This is a genomic window from Anaerobacillus sp. QJM3NY_17, assembly GCF_056173665.1.
In genome coordinates this window covers 2,089,310-2,108,095 of record NZ_CM149685.1, presented here as the reverse complement: position 1 = coordinate 2,108,095, position 18,786 = coordinate 2,089,310, and the positions used below count along the sequence as shown (strand labels likewise).

The window sequence follows — 18,786 nt, the reverse complement described above, 5'->3', positions numbered from 1 at the left end:
TCGAATACCTCCCCTTATACCGGTTCCAAGTCGCTTTGACGTGGCTTCATTTGACCGTTCTTAGCCTGTTGGAACACCTCATATGCTGCGTCGTCATCTTCATAGCCTTTTTCTTTCAATTCTTCTAATGATTCTGTGACTCTTTTAAATTCTTTCGGAATTACTTTCACGATCTTCCCGACAACTTCATTCCAGTTTTGAATGAAACGGATCGCTTTTGGACTATCAGTAAAGTATGCATGCTGCTGAATCATATGCTTCACTTCAAGAATCTCGTCATAGTTACGTAGTGATTCAATGTGAACCATTTCAGCATTTACATTGCGCTTAAACGCCTCCTGGTCATCTGAAAGAACATAGGCAATTCCACCTGACATACCTGCTGCAAAGTTCTTCCCGGTCTCGCCAAGAACAACAACACGGCCACCTGTCATATATTCACATCCGTTGTCTCCAATACCTTCAACAACCGCACTTGCACCACTATTTCTCACACAGAATCGCTCTCCTGCGAGACCACTAATATAAGCTTCACCTGAAGTTGCTCCGTAGAAAGCAACGTTACCTACAATTGTATTTTCATCACGAGCAAATTCAGCTTTAGCTGACGGATGGATGATCAGTTTCCCACCTGATAACCCTTTACCTACATAATCATTTGCATCGCCTTCTAGTTGCATTGTGACGCCATTTGGTACGAAGGCTCCAAAACTTTGACCTGCTGAACCTGTGAAGTGTAAGCGAATCATATCTTCTGGAAGTCCTTCTGCGCCATAGCGCTTCGTAATTTCATGTCCTAGTAGAGCACCTGCAACGCGGTTTGTATTTCTAATAACATAAGATCCCTCAAATGGCTTCTGTTCTTCGAGCGCACCGAGTGCTGCAGGAATAATTGACGTATTGTCAAGTGCAGCTTCTAACTTGTGATCCTGATCACGCTGTTTGAAGCGTCCAACCTCTTCTGACACATGCGGCTGATAGAGAAGCGGTTTTAGATCAAGGTATCTTGCTTTCCAGTGATCTTTCGTGCGACGACTTACTTTCAGTACATCCGTACGTCCAATCATTTCCTCGATTGTTCTAAAGCCTAGCTCAGCCATGATTTCACGAACTTCTTGTGCAATAAACTGCATGTAGTTCACGACGTGATCCGGATTCCCCATAAATTTCTTACGTAGTTCAGGGTTTTGAGTAGCTACACCAACCGGGCACGTATCAAGATGGCACGCTCTCATAAGAATACAACCAAGAACGACTAGCGGTGCTGTCGAGAATCCAAATTCTTCAGCGCCTAGAATAGCTGCCATCACGACGTCGCGACCAGTCATCATTTTTCCATCAGCTTCTAGAACAACACGATCACGTAAATCATTTAATACGAGTGTTTGATGCGTCTCCGCTAGACCAAGTTCCCATGGAAGACCAGCGTGTTTGATACTCGTTCTTGGAGATGCTCCTGTTCCACCCTCATATCCGCTAATGAGAATAACATCTGCAAGCCCTTTAGCTACACCTGCAGCAATCGTACCAACGCCTGCTTTTGAAACTAGCTTTACGTTGATTCGTGCAGATGGATTTGCATTCTTTAAATCATGAATTAGCTGGGCAAGATCCTCAATCGAATAAATATCATGGTGTGGAGGTGGTGAAATCAGTCCAACACCTGGAGTCGAGCCACGAACTTCAGCAATCCAAGGGTATACTTTCTTCCCTGGTAGCTGACCACCTTCACCAGGCTTCGCACCTTGTGCCATTTTAATTTGAATTTCATCTGCATTGCTTAAGTAGTAGCTTGATACACCAAATCGACCTGATGCTACCTGTTTAATAGAGCTTCGACGAAGATCACCATTTTCATCAGGAGTGAAACGAGAAGGGTCCTCTCCACCTTCACCGCTATTGCTACGTCCACCTATACGGTTCATTGCAATCGCAAGAGCTTCGTGAGCTTCACCACTTAAGGCACCATAGCTCATTGCACCCGTTTTAAACCTACGAGTAATCGATTCAACACTTTCAACCTCATCAATCGAGATCGCATCTTTCGAACCAAAATCAATCGCCTGTCTTAAATAAGTGAGATTCTCTTCTAACGCCATGCCAGAGAATTTCTTATATAATTCATAGTTATTACTTCTTGCAGCGTGTTGGAGTGTATGAATGGTTTTCGGATTGAATGAATGGTGCTCTCCCCCATTTCTCCACTGCAGTTCACTACCTGTTTCAAGTGTAAGATCACTATATTCAGAATCATGATAAGCAAAGTGATGCCTCATTAACGTTTCTGTTGCAATAACATCGATTGGAATACCATCAATTTGCGAAGCTGTACCAGCAAAATAACGATCAATTACTTCGTTACTAACTCCAATTGCCTCGAAAATTTGCGCTCCTCGATAGCTTTGAATTGTTGAAATGCCCATTTTGGACATCACTTTTACAATTCCAGTTGTCGCAGCATCAATATAATTATCAATGGCATCTTCGAAAGAAAAGCCCTCAATCGTCCCGTCGTTAATCATATGGTCAATCGAGTCATAAGCAGCATATGGATAAATGGCGTCTGCTCCGTAACCAACTAACATAGCAAACTGATGAACGTCCCTAGCTTCACCTGTTTCTACGATCAAACTTACTTTCGTACGCGTCTCGCGTTTAATCAAGTGGTGATGTAGGCCACTTAGAGCAAGTAAAGACGGAATCGCCGCTTTCTCATGATTCACTCCAAAATCGGAGAGAACAAGTATGCTTTTCCCGTTTTTAATTGCGCGATCAGCTTTACGGAATAACGCCAGAAGTGCATGCTCCATTTCCGTTTCACCACGTGCTGCATTAAACAATAAACTAAGTGTTTCAGGATGAAAGTCCTCTTCGTCTAATGCCTTAATCGCTTCAAATCGACTATCTGTTAAAATAGGTGTTTCAAGACGAATTCTTCTAGCGCTTCCCGGTTTTGTTTCAAGTAAATTTCCTTCAGGGCCAAGCAGCGTCATTGTTGAAGTAACGGATTCTTCTCGAATCGAATCAATTGGTGGATTCGTTACTTGAGCAAACAACTGTTTAAAGTAGTTAAACAGTAACTGTGGTCGCTCAGAAAGAACAGCTAATGGAACATCATTTCCCATTGAGCCAATCGGATCCTTTTTCTCAGTAACCATCGGCGCGATATTTTTTGTAAGTTCTTCATATGTGTATCCAAAAGCACGCTGTGTTTGGACGAGTTCTTTCTCATCTATCTGTCTTGTCTTCACTTTTTCTGGTGAAAGACTCATAAGGTTTTCATCAAGCCATTTACGATAAGGTTGATCAGTCGCAATTTGCGCTTTAATCTCCTCATCGTCAACAAGGCGCTTTTCCTCTAGATCGAGTAGTAGCATTTTCCCAGGACTTAAACGGCCTTTTTCTGTAATTTTCTCTTCTTCTATTTCGATAACGCCAACTTCAGAAGAAAGAATAAACGTGTCGTCGTTTGTGATCACGTATCGTGCAGGACGTAAACCATTACGATCAAGCATCGCTCCTATTTGACGACCGTTAGTAAACGCAATAGCTGTTGGACCATCCCATGGCTCCATCAATGTACTATGATACTCATAAAAGGCTTTCTTTGGATCCAGCATCGTAGTATCACGGTCCCATGGCTCTGGAATCATCATCATAGCCGCATGTGGTAATGAACGGCCTGAGAGATTCAAGAATTCAAGACAGTTATCTAATGAAGAGGAGTCACTTCCATTTGGACGAACAATTGGAGCAATGTCTTTCATGTCATCTCCAAATACTTCCGATTGAAGAGCTCCTTCCCTTGCTCTCATCCAGTTCACATTTCCACGAAGAGTATTGATCTCCCCATTATGAATAAGATAACGGTTTGGATGAGCACGATCCCAGCTTGGGAAAGTATTTGTACTAAAGCGTGAGTGCACCATTGAAAAAGCTGATTTAAAACTAGGATCTTTCAAATCAAGATAAAATTGATCCAGCTGTTCTGGTGTTAACATCCCTTTATAAACAATCGTATCTTTGGAGAAGCTCGCTGCATAATACTTTGTTTTTGATAACTGTGAATCTTGAGCGACTTGCTTCTCTGCTTTTTTACGAATAACGTATAATTTACGTTCAAATTCTTCAGCTGAAATATCGCTTTTCTTAATAAAGACCTGTCGAATGACAGGCTGAGCAATACATGCTGCTTCTCCAATTGTCGTTTCATCTACAGGAACCGTTCTCCAGCCAATAAACTCTTGACCTGCTTCCTTGATTGCTTTCTCAACAATTTGTTTTGCACGCTGTCTCAGCTGATTATCTACCGGAAGGAACATCATTCCTACTCCGTACTCACCTTTATCTGGTAGGTTGAACCCTGAATTCTTTTTGAAAAACTCGTGTGGAATCTGTAACATAATACCCGCACCGTCACCCGTGTCAGGATCGCTTCCCTGCCCTCCTCGGTGATCTAGCTGGCGTAACATATAGACTCCTTTTTCAATAATGTCGTGTGCAGGCACATTATTTATATTGGCGATCAGTCCGATGCCACAAGCGTCATGCTCATGAATTGGATCATATAATCCTTGTTTCTCTGGAAAGTTACTTCTATCCATAATCCCACTCCTCGCTCTTATCCCAATTCATTATGGTTTCTCGCTTTAACGCCATAACGTCGAAATTGTTTAAATATTCTACACTTATTGTACATTGCTTTAACCAATGCTTCCAATATATAATTTAGATATAATTAATCTAATATTGATATGAATCAAAGGAGAGATTGCTTTAAATGGAACTCAGGCAACTGTATTATTTTATGGAAGTCGCGAAACGGGAGCATGTGACAGACGCAGCTAATTCCCTTCACGTCGCACAATCAGCTGTAAGTAGACAAATTGCCAATCTTGAATCTGAGCTTGGAGTGCAGTTATTTATTCGAGAAGGACGGAATGTAAAGCTAACACAAGTAGGACATATTTTTATGGATCATGCTGAAACGGCCATTTCAGAAATCGAACGCGCGAGACAAGCTGTATATGAATTTTTAAATCCTGATACAGGGACGATTCGAATTGGATTTCCAAACAGCCTTGCCGCTAAAACATTACCTACCGTTATTTCTGCATTTCGAAAGGAGCATCCAAGCGTTGGATTTCAATTAAGACAGGGATCTGTACAAGATCTTACCGATGCAGTAAGTAAAGGGGAGATAGATATTGCTTTCGTGTCCCCAGTGCCGAAAGATCGAACTGATGTTGATGGACATATTTTCTTCACAGAAAAACTTTTAGCCCTCCTCCCTATATCTCATCCCCTGGCCGATTATCCAATGCTACGGCTCGGACAATTAAAAAATGAACCATTTGTGCTGTTTCGCTCTGGTTATGCCCTGCATCATCTCGTTACTTCAGCCTGCCAGCAAGTTGGATTCAAACCACGTATTGCATTTGAAGGTGAAGATATCGATACGATTAAAGGACTAGTTGCAGCTGGACTTGGCGTAAGTCTACTACCAGAGATTACCCTATCTGAGCAGCTCCCAGGTGAGACAGTCAAAATTGAGTTATCAGAGCCAAACGTCACGAGAACAGTCGGCGTCATTATCCCGCAAGGAAGAGAGTTAGCTCCTTCTGAAAGAAAGTTTTTTGAATTTCTTACCCATTTTTATGAAGTTCTTAACCGATTTGGACAATAAAAAACCATGTCGAGCGTATACGCTCGACATAGTTTTTTAAATCAATTAACTTTGTGAGGCTTTTGCCGGCATTTTTAGAAAGACGCCGAGAATAAGTCCAGTTAGAAATATAACCGAAGCAGCTAGATACATATGCTCATATCCTGATAGAATCATATCCCTTACTCCATCCGTTATTTTGCTACCGCTAAATGTACTTGAACCTGAAGTCGCAATGAATCCTGCAAGGATAACAGGACCAAGCGACGTGCCAACAGATCTAAATAAACTTACTAAAGAAAGCGCTGCGCCAGCTTCTCGATCAGGAGTTAACTCAAGGATAATGTAATTAAGCGGTGTGCCCATTGTAAATCCAATCCCAACACCAGACAGCACCATACCAAGCGAAAGGGTTAGCCATCCATCTGCTAGATAAGTAAAGACGAGTGAGCCAAGAAGACTTAATGAAAATCCTAATAACACAACTTGTTTGGCGCCCCACTTATCAAGAAGAACACCACCTATAGGTGCTGCAAATCCAGAAGCAACGGCTAAAATTGTCATCACATAACCACCCTGCCCCCTTGATAATGCCAAGATAATTTCAGAGAATGACGGTACGAAAATCATACTAATTATCCCAATGCCGGTAATCGTTGAAATAAGTAATGCGAGAACAATATTCCGATCAGTAAAGTAGCTTAATTTCAGTATAGGGTCTGCGGCCACTTTTTCGACCTTGATCAATGGGTAAATAAGCACAAGACTGATAAGTAACAATGGCCATACAAGCAATGATTGGATGGATTGAAGAAATTCACTCGTTTCAAGGTTGGTTAGACCTAGTAAAAGGGACACAATTAGAAATGATAGAACAAGCGCCCCACCCCAATCAAGTGAAGGTTTCTTACTCTCTGTTCGGTCATCCGGAAGTTTAAGTCCCATTATGATAATTACAACAGCAATTGGAAGGTTGATAAAGAAAATCCAGCGCCAGCTAAGCTGTGCAACGAAGAACCCCCCTACGTTCGGTCCTAGTATAGTTGCTACGCCAAACATAGCACCAACTAAACCAAGGGCCATACCTCGCTTTTCTTTCGGGAAACTACTTCCAATTACAGCATTCGCTATTGGTATGATTCCCCCTCCACCGAGGGCTTGAATCGCTCTCCCTGCTAATAGAACAGGCAGTGATTGACTAAATCCCGCAAGAAGGGAACCTAGTGCAAATAATGTAATCCCAGCAAGAAAAATACGCTTTCTTCCAAATAAGTCAGCAAGTTTTCCAACAATCGGCATGCTTACCGCATAAACAAGTGTATAGATTGTAACGACCCAAACTGTCCATTTCAAATCGATGCCAAGATCTTCTATAAGCGTTGTTAAGGCAGGAGAAACGATCCCTGAATCAAGCGCGCCTAGAAAAACACCTAATAAGAATGTAATTAAAATAAACCGAAGCTTTTTATCCACGGCAAAACCATCCCCTTCATATTCATATGTGTATTATCACATATGAATATGAAGGACTTCAACTTTTAAATGGCCATAAAAAGCTATTTACGAAGATGGCCATAACAGGTTTTTCAAGTCCTCATAATTAGTAACATATAGATCAGCGCCTGAAGAATCATTCTGAAATAAACACGTTTTCATTCCCACTTCTTTAGCAGGAAGAATATCGAGTACTCTGTCACCAACGGCAAGGTCAAGCTGATGCTTGTTATTCAAATGGTGATAGGAAGCAGGATCAGGCTTACGTGGAAATCCATCATCTCTGGCAACAAGATCAGCGAAATAATGCTCCATATTAAAATACTTTAAAATCGTGATCACCTCTTCACGCGGTTTATGAGTCATAATAACATTTAATTCAGCTTTTTGAAGGATTGTTTTCAAACCTGGAAATGGTGGTTTATCTTCTGGTGACAAAGCATTATCCATTTCACGAAACGTTTTAATTTGTTCTTCAGTTAAATGAAACACTTCCGTTGCATGACGAAAAGACACTTTTAGCTCTTTTAAAATATCTTCTTCCTTTACATCTTTAGAAACTAATTCTTTCATCACTTTTGTAAAAGCAGGGTATGTATCAAATAATGTGCCATCAAAATCCCATAGAATCTTCACTTACTATTCACTCCTTATTAGTTATACAACAAGTTAGCTTAATCTCGTGGGTAAACGATCAATAAGAATCATTGTTATTCTTCATTATAAAGAAAAGCCGCTCGTATTTTGAGCGGCTTCCTACATTAAAATTGTGTTTTTTCTTCAAGAAAGCTTTTCAGTTCAGAAATCGGCATTCTCTTTTGTTCCATTGTGTCACGGTCACGAATCGTCACTTGTTGGTCTTCAACAGAATCAAAATCAAATGTAATAGCGTACGGTGTACCAACTTCATCATGACGACGGTAACGTTTACCAATTGAGCCAGCCTCATCATAATCAACCATAAAGTATTTCGAAAGTTCCGCATGAACAGCACGCGCTTCTTCAGAAAGCTTCTTAGATAGAGGGAATACAGCAGCTTTAAACGGAGCGATCGCTGGATGGAAGTGCATCACACTTCTAGTTGTGCCATCTTCAAGCTCCTGTTCCTCATATGCTTCAATCAAGAAAGCAAGAGTGACGCGGTCAGCACCAAGTGAAGGCTCAATGCAATAAGGCACATACTTCTCCCCTGTTTGTTGATCGTGATAAGTGAAATCTTCATTGGAATGTTCCATATGCTGCTTTAAGTCGTAATCTGTTCGTGAAGCAACACCCCAAAGTTCGCCCCAGCCAAATGGGAACTTGTACTCGATATCAGTTGTTGCATTACTATAATGCGACAGCTCATCTTCTGCATGCTCACGCAGTCGGATGCTATCTTCTTTTACACCAAGATTTAGAAGCCAGTTTTTGCAGTACTCTTTCCAATACTCATGCCACTCTAATTCGTTACCTGGCTTACAGAAGAATTCAAGCTCCATTTGTTCAAATTCACGAGTACGGAATGTAAAGTTACCTGGTGTAATTTCATTTCGGAAGCTTTTTCCAACTTGCGCAATACCAAAAGGCACTTTCTTACGCATAGAGCGTTGAACATTTTTAAAGTTTACGAAGATTCCCTGCGCCGTTTCTGGGCGAAGGTAAATTTCACTCGTGCTCGATTTAGTTACACCTTGATGGGTTTTAAACATAAGATCAAATTGACGAATTTCTGTGAAATCTTCACTGCCACACTCAGGGCAAGTAATATGATTTTCTTTCATCAAACGCTCCATTTCTTCAAATGAAAGGCCGTCTGCAATCATGTCCTCTTCATCAGTAGAAAGAGCGTCCTCAATTAATTTATCTGCACGATGACGTGTTTTACAGCTTTTGCAATCAATTAAAGGATCATTGAAATTACCTAAATGACCTGAAGCTTCCCACGTTTTTGGATTCATTAGAATGGCGGCATCTAGACCACTGTTATAAGGTGATTCTTGAACAAACTTCTTCCACCATGCATCTTTAATATTTTTCTTAAGTTCTACCCCAAGTGGTCCATAATCCCACGTATTTGCTAGTCCACCGTAAATATCAGAACCAGGGAAAATAAATCCTCTGTGCTTTGATACTGAAACGATCTGATCCATTGAAATTGTCATGTCATTCTCTCCTTTTTTCTCAATCAATATAAAAAGCTCCCAATCCATGGACAAAAAATGTCCAGGGACGAGAGCTTATGCACCCGCGGTTCCACCCTAGTTGATGCAAATAAGGCATCCACTTTGAGAAACGTAACTCCAGACTGCCGTTTCATCAGACCTCGTTCGGGCTTCCACCGTCCCCGAATCGCTAAAGTCAAGGTTATTCTGACTACTATTTATCCTTCATAGTTAGTATGGTTTATGTATGCAATTGATATGACATATGATACAAAAAATATTGCCCTAAAGTCAAGGATTATTCATTTCACACCGTATTTGCTTTCATCAAAGCTTATCACAAAAAAACGACCTTAAAGGCCGTCATTCATTTATGTATATTCATAGATGTCGGTTTTTGTCTTGTCTTAAGAATGCCTGTACCTCTTCTTTCTTCAATCCAAGTTCCCTGGCAGCCCTCATGAGAATAACCCATTCTTGATCAAGTACCTTCTTAGGCTTAGGTTTCGCCATGGTCATTCTTTTCTCCTCCTTCTTGGGTTTTCCAGGAGGACCAGCCGTCATCGTTGGAGAACCAACATTAGACCTGTGTCTTTGCGTCCCACCCTTTAGGATGGTTTGCCCTTGTCTGGAGAATTCAGAACTGACACATTCCGACCTTAAACTTACAAAACACACAACTTTTTAGTGAATAAATGCGATTATCGAGAAGTTTGACGTTATATGCTACTAATATACCAGTTATCTGATGAAAATTCAAAATATTTTTAAATTTTCATTTCTACTTCTAACATCCTAGGATTTCACTCATATCCTAACTGTATTCCCTGAATATATTTTTCACAAAGGAAGAGTGATATGCAGAGAAATCATATTAGTACCGCCTGGAGCGGCAAACACGTTGTACTACTTCGTTGTGAACCCACCTCTAGTACCGTAAAAACCATGTATAAAAGTCTTCATGCCCCAACAGAACCATTACATCCCCATTGTAGTGAGACACTTTCTACTTACCTTAGCATTGGATATACAGTTGCATTTGTTCATTCATTAATCGACGGCTCCATTGAATATGTTCTAACAAAATAAAAGAAGGTTGCCTTCGCAACCTTCTCTTTTGTTTAGAATTGACTTAAATATTCTTTCACCTGATCTGGGTTTTTGGTATTCGCACTATGCAAGTGACCAATCTTTTTGCCGTCTTTATAGACAAGAAGGCTCGGGATACCCATAACATCATTTTCCTCTGTAATTTCAGGGAATTGTTCAATATCGATTTGAGCCCATTGTTTTTCATGATGAGCATTCATTATATCATCAATAAAAAAGTCAAGGCGCTTGCAATCCGGGCACCAGTTAGCTTCATATTTTAGAATGGATACGTCATTATTGTTAATGAATGACTGATAAGAATCAGCTGTTTCAATCTTCTTCATGATTATCTCTCCTTCACCTATATCTTCATTAACAATTATATCGAAATAATCATTGAATGTCTGTAAGAAAGCTTACGTTATTTCACACTAAGATAGTGCAAACTGAAGAGCTGTTCTTGATCAGTCCATGTTTTCATTGATGTGAAACCTGAATTCTCTGCTAACAGTTTAAATTCCTCTAGACTATATTTATAGGAATTCTCCGTATGAATCGTTTCATGGTTCTCAAAATGGATATGTTGATCACCAACGGTCACCATTTGCTCTAGCATACTGACAAGATGCATCTCAACCCTTCCCAGATTAGCATTATAATAGGCGTAATGCTCAAACTGATCTAGGGAGAAATTCGCCCCTAACGAAAGATTCAAATGACGAAGCATGTTTAAATTAAACTTTGCAGTTACTCCCTTGCTATCATTATAAGCACGATGCAGAAGAGATGGCGATTTCTTTAGATCAACTCCAATTAATAATCCATCATTACTTGATAGTGTACTCGAAATTCTTGATAAAAACCTTTCTGCTTCTTGCTTCTCAAAATTACCGATTGTAGAACCGGGAAAAAAGACCGTCTTTTTTTTAGAAGGATCAAGCAGATGTTCCGGCAGATGAAAGGCATTTGTATAATCCGCAACAATACCAGTAATTTTAATGTTAGGATAATCAAATGCCAATTGTGCTGCAGACTCTTTCAAAAATGTTTTCGATATATCAATAGGACTATATTCTTGAATCAATCCAGATTCAAGAAGAAGTCTGATTTTGCGACTTGCCCCACTTCCAAATTCAATAACCCTAGATTCTTCGCCAATGTAAGCAAGAATATCATCAAGAGACTCTTCCATTATTCCAAGTTCCGTTCGAGTCGGATAATATTCTTCTAGCTGTGTGATTTCTTCAAATAGCTCAGATCCATATTGATCATAAAGAAATTTAGGCTCAAGCTTCTTATTAGGAGCTGTCAATCCCTTTAAAACTTCTTGAAGTCGATCAGATTGTTCTGGTAAAAGATCAACTAGCTGAATACTTGGCGAAGTTTTTATCATAGCTCATCATCTGCAAGACGAATGCCGGTAAACTGCCAGCGTTTATCTGGACCAAAGAAATTTCGATAGGTCGGGCGAATATGAGTTACGGAGGTAACACATGATCCGCCTCTTAGAATCATCTGACTGCTCATGAATTTTGCATTATACTCACCCAACGCCCCGTCAAGCGGTTTATTACCTGGGTAAGGCATATAAGGACTTTTCGTCCATTCCCACACATCTCCATAGGCTTTTTTAATTATACCTTCATTTTCCTTGACCGATGCAACGGGATGATAGATGCCATCTTCAACAAAATTACCTGCAATCGGCTGATCGCGAACTGCAAGTTCCCATTCGGACTCAGAAGGAAGTCTTTTACCTACAAAGCTTGCATATGCTTCAGCTTCGTAGTAGCTAATATGTGTAACAGGTTCTTCTAAATTTAGTGGAACTAACCCATGAAGCGTAAAGGTATACCACTCCCCATCCTTTTCAACCCAATGCAACGGTGCTTGCCAATTTTCTTTCTTTACTGTTGCCCAACCATCTGATAACCAGTATGTCGCTTCTTTATAACCACCAGCTTTAATAAACGCAAGATATTCCCCGTTCGTTACTGTTCTAGTCGCTAACTTAAATGGCTCAAGCCAAGATTTATGTATTGGACGTTCATTATCAAAGGAAAAACCATCATCTTCATTTACACCCGTTTCAATCAGCCCTCCCTCAAATGAGATCCACTCTAATGGTGTAGCTTTTTCTTTAAAATTAACTTCAAGTGAACGGTAGACGGGTTTCAATGGATTAATAGAAAAATTATATTTAATGTCTGTCATTAAAAGCTCTTGATGCTGTTGCTCGTGATTCAATCCGATTTCTACTAAATCAGCAACTTGGTGAAGTTTACTTTCGTCAATTTCTTGAATAAGAGTAACCATTTCTTCATCAATATCAGATCGATATCTTCTAACTTTATCTATACTTGGCCTGCTCAGCAAGCCTCTTGCATGGCGAGGGAAATAACTTCCTACACTTTCATAGTAAGAGTTAAATAAGTATTCGAATTCTTCGTGAAACGACTTGTAATTTTCACAGTATTCTTTCAGAATAAACGTTTCAAAAAACCACGTTGTGTGGGCCATGTGCCATTTGGGAGGACTTACATCTGGAATCGATTGAATAGTGAAATCCTCCGTTTCAAGTGGTTCCACTAAGGTGTTCGTCATTGTGCGTGTTGCTTCATAAGCATGAAGCAATTGTTCTCGTAATTCGTTTAATTGAATGGATTGTTGTACCATAAGTTCCTCCCCCAAAATCTTAATAATTTATGAACATAAAGTTTTACCCTAGTTTTAACTAAATTAAACATTTAAAGACATATTCCTGTTTCGAAGAGAACATTTAATATATCTTTAAAGTCCTGTGTCGTTAGGAGAATGTCCTCTATATCCAACAATTGCTTTTCTCTTCCTCTAATAACAGGAAAAGTATTGGAGATGTGAATCTAGCATTCGTAACACCTTATTTAATACGTGCACTATATTATTCCTCTCATTATTGCTTGGCTATTAAAGGTCTTCCAAAGAAAGAGCTTCCTTTCCTCCTACAAGAAAAGGTACAACAAATTCCCCAGCAACTTTAATGAGTTCATCCTGTCGATCCGGCTGTTCCATTAAATTGACTTCTTCAAACGGGATGCTTTTTACCTTTAGATGCTGTTTCATTTTATAACAATCGATACAACTTGTAATCGTAAATAATGTAATCTGTTCCATGTTAGACATCTAACCTCCTAACATAGTCTAGTATAAGTGATAAAACAGATAAAATGATGTAAGCTAAATTACGGAGTACAACTACTTTGACATGAATGAAGGTGATGAAAATAGATAAATTAACAATGTTATCTCAGATCAACTTATTTGAAGAACTCGAAATGAATGACTTAATACAAATTGATCGTGTAAGTGACATGCAACCTTTAAAAAAAGGAACAGTCATACTGGGGCCCGAAAAACCGATGAAAGCCCTCTTCCTTTTAAAAAAAGGAACAGTACGTCTCTTTCGCTCTAACGCTGCAGGTAAACAATTAACTGTTGACCTTCTAGGAGACGGCAACATATTCGGTGAAACATCTAGTTTCTCTCTCAATGATGATTCCGTATATGCGGAAGCCATGTCTGACGTATATGTCTGCGTCATCGGTAAAGATCAATTTGAAGAACTAATTTCCGAAAACCCCAAGCTCGCCATAAAATTCATTGAAATTCTTTCATCTCGTTTAAAAGAAATCTATGAAATGAGTGAAAACCTGGCGCTTAGAAGTGTAAAATATCGAATCCTATCGCTTTTAATGAAACTCAGCGAAAAATTTGGTAAAAGAAAAAATGAATGGCAAACCATTGATATTAAGTTAACGCATTATGATATCGCTACGATGATCGGTTCCACAAGAGAAACAGTGAGCGCCACGATTAGCGAACTTAAAAAAGCTGGCTACATAAAAAAAACGCCGCTAACATTTGCGATCCATGCAGAACAGGCAATATCCTACATGGAAGAAAACGGAGAATAAGAAGCAGAGACATCAGATATCCTCTTCACAAGAAAAGACGCTAAGTTTCATTAGCGTCTTTTCTTGCCCCTCGATCTAATTTGCAGTTTTTCCATCTGAGTCTTTCTGGTTATCCTTTTTTCCTTCTAGTTTATCCCACTTAATCGGTCTATTGAGATTTAATTTTTTTTTCAAGTTCAATAAACAGTTGAAATGACCAACATACCATTTATCGAACTTCACCATATGAATGGTTTCCCAGTCTCTCATCTCCTTCGTACATCCATCACAATGTATTTCCATTGGAAGGCACTTCCTGTCTTAAGTAGTTTTCTTTATTTATATTCAAAGAACTGAAAATGTGATTGGTCATCTGTACGAAAAAACGCATCCAATGGATGCGTTTCTCTTCTTTATTTTAGATTCTCTGGATTTAACACTTGAAGTGCTTCAGGGACAAACTTGCCATCTTTGCGAATTAACTCATCATCAAACCAGATTTGCCCGCCACCATATTCCGGACGTTGGATTAAAACAAGATCCCAATGAACGGAAGAATCGTTGCCGTTTGGTGCCTCATCATAGGCTTGTCCTGGGGTGAAATGGAAAGATCCATCGATTTTCTCATCAAAGAGAATATCTTTCATTGGCTCACGAATGAAAGGATTGACGCCGATAGCGAATTCTCCGATATATCGTGCACCTTCGTCCGTGTCGAGAATTTGATTAAGTCTTTCTGTATCGTTTGCAACTGCATCAATCACTTTTCCGTTTTCAAAAGTAAGCTGGACGTTTTCAAACACAAAACCGTTATAAGGAGAAGGTGTATTATACGTAATGACGCCATTGACGCTATCTTTTACAGGTGCCGTAAATACTTCTCCATCAGGTATGTTAAGTTCACCCGCACATTTTACAGCTGGAATATCTTTAATAGAAAAACTTAAATTTGTATCCGGGGAGACGATTCGGACTTCGTCAGCTTTGTTCATACGCTCAACAAGGGCATCCATCGCCTCACTCATTTTTGCGTAATCCATTGTACAAACATTGAAATAGAAATCTTCAAATGCTTCTGTACTCATACCTGATAGCTGTGCCATTGATTCATTAGGATATCTCATCACAACCCATTTCGTTTGTTTTACACGTTGGTTGCTGTGAACTTTTGTTTTGTAAATCTGATTATAGAGAGCCATTTTCGCTTCAGGAACGTCAGAAAGTTCATTAATGTTCTCAGAACCGCGAATGCCAATATACGCATCCATTTTCTCCATTTGATTTAAGTCGATTTCAGCCCATTCTGTAATTTGTTCTTCTGTGGCATTCATCAATAGCTCACGAAGAACTTGATTATCTCTTAAATTCACATGAGGAAAGCCACCTGCTTTATGTACTTCTTTTACAATACTCCGCACTAATGAATTATTCACATCAAAGGCTTCAATCAAGACATGTTCACCTTGTTGAATTTTTGTAGAATACTGCACAAGTTTCTCTGCAAACTCTATAATACGAGAATCAAACATATTCTCCCTCTTTTCATCAAATTAATATTCTTAACCTTTTCTATTATACGCTCTATACCGGAGTTTCTTCAAACATTAGAAAACCGGGCATACGCCCGGTTTTCTTATTTGATATCTTGATCGTACTCCATATAGATTACGTGTGTCTTAAGATATTCATTAAGACCATGTTTGCCATCTGCACCACCGATACCTGATTGTCCCATACCTGCATGGAACCCTTGCACCGCTTCAAAGTTCTCACGATTCACATAAGTTTCACCATAACGAAGGACATTCGATGCTTTCATCACTTCGTGCATGTTATCACTAAAGATCGATGAAGATAGTCCATAATGAGTATCGTTAGCCATTTCTAGAACTTTGTCAAAATCGCTATATACAACAATCGGTAAGACTGGTCCGAAAATCTCTTCTTGGATAACATTCATATCCTGGGATACATCAGTCAGAACAGTAGGTTCAAAGAAAAAGCCTTTGTCCCGATCTACACGCTTCCCACCTGTTTTCACTACAGCACCAGCTTTCACTGCATTATTCACCATTTCTTCGACAGAATCGATTTGCTGTTTGTTCGCAAGTGGACCTATGTCACATCCATCTTCGTTTAAAGAGTCCCCTACTTTTGTATTATTAAAAGTATTAGTAATTTTCGAGATGAATTCTTCGGCTACATCTTCATGCACATATACACGTTCTGCATTTGTACAAGCCTGACCATTGTTTGTTATACGAGATGTCGTAATCTTCTCAACGGCTAAGTCAACGTTCGCATGTTTCGTTACGATCGCTGGCGCTTTGCCACCAAGCTCAAGATTCACTTTTGTAATGTTTTTAGCAGCCGCTTCCATCACTTTTGAACCTGCCGGATAACTTCCTGTTAAACTAATCATTTGCACGTCTGGTGAAGAAGCAAGTGGCGTACCAATGTCTGAACCTTTACCGGTAACTAAGCTAAATACTCCTTTAGGAACGCCGATTTCATGGATAATACTTGCTAGCTCACATGCTGTATTTGGCGTATATTGACTTGGCTTAATAATAATCGGACAGCCTGTGACAAACGCTGGTGCTACCTTCCGAGCAAAGATAAACATTGGGAAGTTCCATGGCACAATACCCCCAACGATTCCGATCGGCTTTTTGAATACAAGAATATTCTCATTCGGGCGATCACTTGGGAGTACTTCTCCTTCATATCGTCTTGCCCAACCTGCCATATAGCGGAAGTAATCAATCGTTAGGTCTACTTCTGCCTTTGAAGCATCTACTGTTTTACCATTTTCTTCAGTCAACATGTTAATAAAAGCTTCTTTTTTCTCTTCAATTTTACTTGCAATCTTATATAAGTAATCAGCTCGTTCAATTGAAGGTTTCTTTTCCCAATCTCTTTGGGAAGCTTTAGCGGCTTCAATTGCACGCTGCACGTCATTCTCATCACTTTTCGGAATTCGTGAAATCACTTCTTCTGTAGCTGGATTGATCACTTCGAGCATTTCTTCTGAATGACTGTTTGTAAATTCACCGTTAATGTATAGTTGATAGCTTTTCACTTGAAAGACCTCCTACATAGTGTTGGAGAACTGTTCCCAAGTTAGTTATATTCTTAAACATATGATCACACATTCAAACAGGTTCTTTCGCTAACTCCCTCTTCTCAAGCCAAGCTTCTAGTTCTTTATGATGCCTTTTCATCTCTTCATATCCTTGATTGTATAAAGTCGTGAGACGAAGCTGTGACTTTTCTATCCGTGCTACTTCAAGAGGTGTGGAAGGTTGAATGATAAAATAATTTTCCCGATTTGCTTCTATATGATCAAGTGTTTGATTGTAATGAATATATCGCTTTGTAATGGCTTGTGCGAGCGCAGGATTTTTCCGATAAAGACGTTGGATCATCCATGATAACTTTGATTTCTGCTTTCGATATCCTTCATTACGGGTCAAAACGACGACATGACTTTTATTGCCATCGGCTTCCGATTTTTGAACAGGAATCGGATCTGTAATACCCCCATCGAGATGAAAACGATTATTAATTTGGACGGGCGGCGCCATAAATGGTAATGAGCTCGATGCTCTTAGAATCGAAAGAATCTGTTCACCATCATCTTTCTTATTAAAGTAATAAGGTTTTCCAGTAGAGATGTCTGTTGTGCCAATAACAAATTGCTCAGTAGCATTCTGAAATGCCTCAAAATCGAAGGGCACATGAGTAGAAGGAATTTCATTAAAGATCAAGTCCATACCAAACAGCTGTTTTTTACGAAATAAATTTTTGTATGAAATGTATTCTGGATGGTTCACGTAATCAATAAGTACTGTGCGGTTCCTTCCATTTTGCCTAGAGAGGTATGAAGCTGCATTACAAGCACCAGCAGATACGCCAATCACGTAAGGAAAATACAAATCGTGCTCCATCATATACTCTAAAACGCCTGCCGTGTAAACGCCTCTCATCCCTCCGCCTTCTAGTACAAGACCTACTGAATTCATTTAAAAGTCCCCTTTTCAATCATCTATAGTTAATTTTACTGGAGTTGTAAATGAACCTCAAGAAAGCAAGCTTAGTTACTCGTCAAAAGTAAAAAGCTCCCTGCCAGTGCAGGAAGCTTCCTTTATTCTTCGCGTTCTTCATTCTGAATTGTTTTATGCCCTGTTGATGCTTCTTGAGGGAACTTTGTTTGATCTGCTGTTTTAGGTCGTTCACGTTCCATACCTTTTTTCTTATGATCAAATGCCTTTCCTCGGCCCATCTTACCCCTCCTTTCATCTCTTCATATTCTCCCACTTACGGAAAAAAAGTATCCGAAAGAAAGTGAAATGAACATGTATAGAACAAGATGAAAGTGGCTATGATAATTAGTGAAGAGGGAAGAACAAAAGTGCATAAGGAAAACGGAAGCTTTTAAGGAGATGGTCGCGTTGAA

17 protein-coding genes and 1 riboswitch are annotated in these 18,786 nt (G+C 39.6%); of the genes, 3 read left to right on the top strand and 14 right to left on the bottom strand.

Annotation, left to right across the window (positions count from 1 at the left end; translation table 11 throughout):
* Nucleotides 1-14 precede the first annotated feature (14 nt).
* Nucleotides 15-4,604, bottom strand: a complete 4,590-nt coding sequence (gene gltB / locus AC0VYV_RS11225; RefSeq protein ID WP_475374860.1) for a glutamate synthase large subunit — start codon at nt 4,602-4,604, stop codon at nt 15-17.
* A 176-nt stretch (nt 4,605-4,780) separates the two neighbouring features.
* On the opposite strand from gltB, the gene gltC reads away from it, so the two are divergent.
* Nucleotides 4,781-5,686, top strand: coding sequence for a glutamate biosynthesis transcriptional regulator GltC (gene gltC, locus AC0VYV_RS11220; protein ID WP_194221638.1), 906 nt, complete (start codon nt 4,781-4,783; stop codon nt 5,684-5,686).
* A 45-nt stretch (nt 5,687-5,731) separates the two neighbouring features.
* On the opposite strand, the gene AC0VYV_RS11215 is transcribed toward gltC, so the two are convergent.
* The 4 genes from AC0VYV_RS11215 to AC0VYV_RS11200 all read right to left on the bottom strand — a co-directional run bounded on the left by AC0VYV_RS11215 (nt 5,732) and on the right by AC0VYV_RS11200 (nt 9,822).
* Complete coding sequence (locus AC0VYV_RS11215; protein ID WP_475374859.1) at nt 5,732-7,138, bottom strand: MFS transporter; 1,407 nt, start codon at nt 7,136-7,138, stop codon at nt 5,732-5,734.
* Between the two features lie 87 nt (nt 7,139-7,225).
* Nucleotides 7,226-7,795: an HAD-IA family hydrolase gene (locus AC0VYV_RS11210; protein ID WP_475374858.1), complete on the bottom strand. Its 570-nt coding sequence runs from the start codon at nt 7,793-7,795 to the stop codon at nt 7,226-7,228.
* Nucleotides 7,796-7,920: 125 nt separating this feature from the next.
* A complete protein-coding gene (locus AC0VYV_RS11205; protein WP_194221635.1) occupies nt 7,921-9,303 on the bottom strand; it encodes a glycine--tRNA ligase in 1,383 nt (460 codons plus the stop codon).
* Between the two features lie 381 nt (nt 9,304-9,684).
* Entirely contained in the window at nt 9,685-9,822 is a 138-nt protein-coding gene (locus AC0VYV_RS11200; protein ID WP_475367394.1) for an anti-repressor SinI family protein, read from the bottom strand.
* Nucleotides 9,823-9,847: 25 nt separating this feature from the next.
* A riboswitch (cyclic di-GMP riboswitch) is annotated at nt 9,848-9,936 on the bottom strand.
* Nucleotides 9,937-10,161: 225 nt separating this feature from the next.
* On the opposite strand from AC0VYV_RS11200, the gene AC0VYV_RS11195 reads away from it, so the two are divergent.
* On the top strand, nt 10,162-10,392 hold the full coding sequence (locus AC0VYV_RS11195; protein ID WP_475367393.1) for a hypothetical protein: 231 nt from the start codon (nt 10,162-10,164) through the stop codon (nt 10,390-10,392).
* Between the two features lie 32 nt (nt 10,393-10,424).
* Here AC0VYV_RS11195 and AC0VYV_RS11190 read toward each other — a convergent pair whose 3' ends face one another.
* The 4 genes from AC0VYV_RS11190 to AC0VYV_RS11175 form a co-directional block, all read right to left on the bottom strand.
* Nucleotides 10,425-10,739 (bottom strand): thioredoxin family protein, encoded by a 315-nt coding sequence (locus AC0VYV_RS11190; protein WP_194221634.1) that lies wholly within the window; start codon nt 10,737-10,739, stop codon nt 10,425-10,427.
* A 77-nt stretch (nt 10,740-10,816) separates the two neighbouring features.
* A complete protein-coding gene (gene egtD / locus AC0VYV_RS11185) occupies nt 10,817-11,788 on the bottom strand; it encodes an L-histidine N(alpha)-methyltransferase (RefSeq protein ID WP_475373758.1) in 972 nt (323 codons plus the stop codon).
* On the bottom strand, nt 11,785-13,071 hold the full coding sequence (gene egtB / locus AC0VYV_RS11180; RefSeq protein WP_475374857.1) for an ergothioneine biosynthesis protein EgtB: 1,287 nt from the start codon (nt 13,069-13,071) through the stop codon (nt 11,785-11,787). The genes egtD and egtB overlap by 4 nt, the downstream gene beginning before the upstream one ends.
* A gap of 270 nt (nt 13,072-13,341) precedes the next feature.
* A complete protein-coding gene (locus tag AC0VYV_RS11175; protein WP_475367390.1) occupies nt 13,342-13,557 on the bottom strand; it encodes a glutaredoxin family protein in 216 nt (71 codons plus the stop codon).
* 95 nt (nt 13,558-13,652) lie between these two features.
* Between AC0VYV_RS11175 and AC0VYV_RS11170 the strand changes: the two genes are divergently transcribed.
* Nucleotides 13,653-14,348: a Crp/Fnr family transcriptional regulator gene (locus tag AC0VYV_RS11170; RefSeq protein ID WP_475367389.1), complete on the top strand. Its 696-nt coding sequence runs from the start codon at nt 13,653-13,655 to the stop codon at nt 14,346-14,348.
* 75 nt (nt 14,349-14,423) lie between these two features.
* Here AC0VYV_RS11170 and AC0VYV_RS11165 read toward each other — a convergent pair whose 3' ends face one another.
* The 5 genes from AC0VYV_RS11165 to AC0VYV_RS11145 all read right to left on the bottom strand — a co-directional run bounded on the left by AC0VYV_RS11165 (nt 14,424) and on the right by AC0VYV_RS11145 (nt 18,612).
* Entirely contained in the window at nt 14,424-14,630 is a 207-nt protein-coding gene (locus tag AC0VYV_RS11165) for a hypothetical protein (protein WP_098443633.1), read from the bottom strand.
* Nucleotides 14,631-14,740: 110 nt separating this feature from the next.
* Complete coding sequence (locus AC0VYV_RS11160) at nt 14,741-15,856, bottom strand: aminopeptidase (protein ID WP_475367388.1); 1,116 nt, start codon at nt 15,854-15,856, stop codon at nt 14,741-14,743.
* A gap of 104 nt (nt 15,857-15,960) precedes the next feature.
* Nucleotides 15,961-17,409, bottom strand: a complete 1,449-nt coding sequence (aldA, locus tag AC0VYV_RS11155; protein WP_475374856.1) for an aldehyde dehydrogenase — start codon at nt 17,407-17,409, stop codon at nt 15,961-15,963.
* A 73-nt stretch (nt 17,410-17,482) separates the two neighbouring features.
* A complete protein-coding gene (locus tag AC0VYV_RS11150) occupies nt 17,483-18,352 on the bottom strand; it encodes a patatin-like phospholipase family protein (RefSeq protein ID WP_475368990.1) in 870 nt (289 codons plus the stop codon).
* Between the two features lie 122 nt (nt 18,353-18,474).
* Nucleotides 18,475-18,612: a hypothetical protein gene (locus tag AC0VYV_RS11145; protein WP_475367385.1), complete on the bottom strand. Its 138-nt coding sequence runs from the start codon at nt 18,610-18,612 to the stop codon at nt 18,475-18,477.
* Between the last annotated feature and the right edge of the window lie 174 nt (nt 18,613-18,786).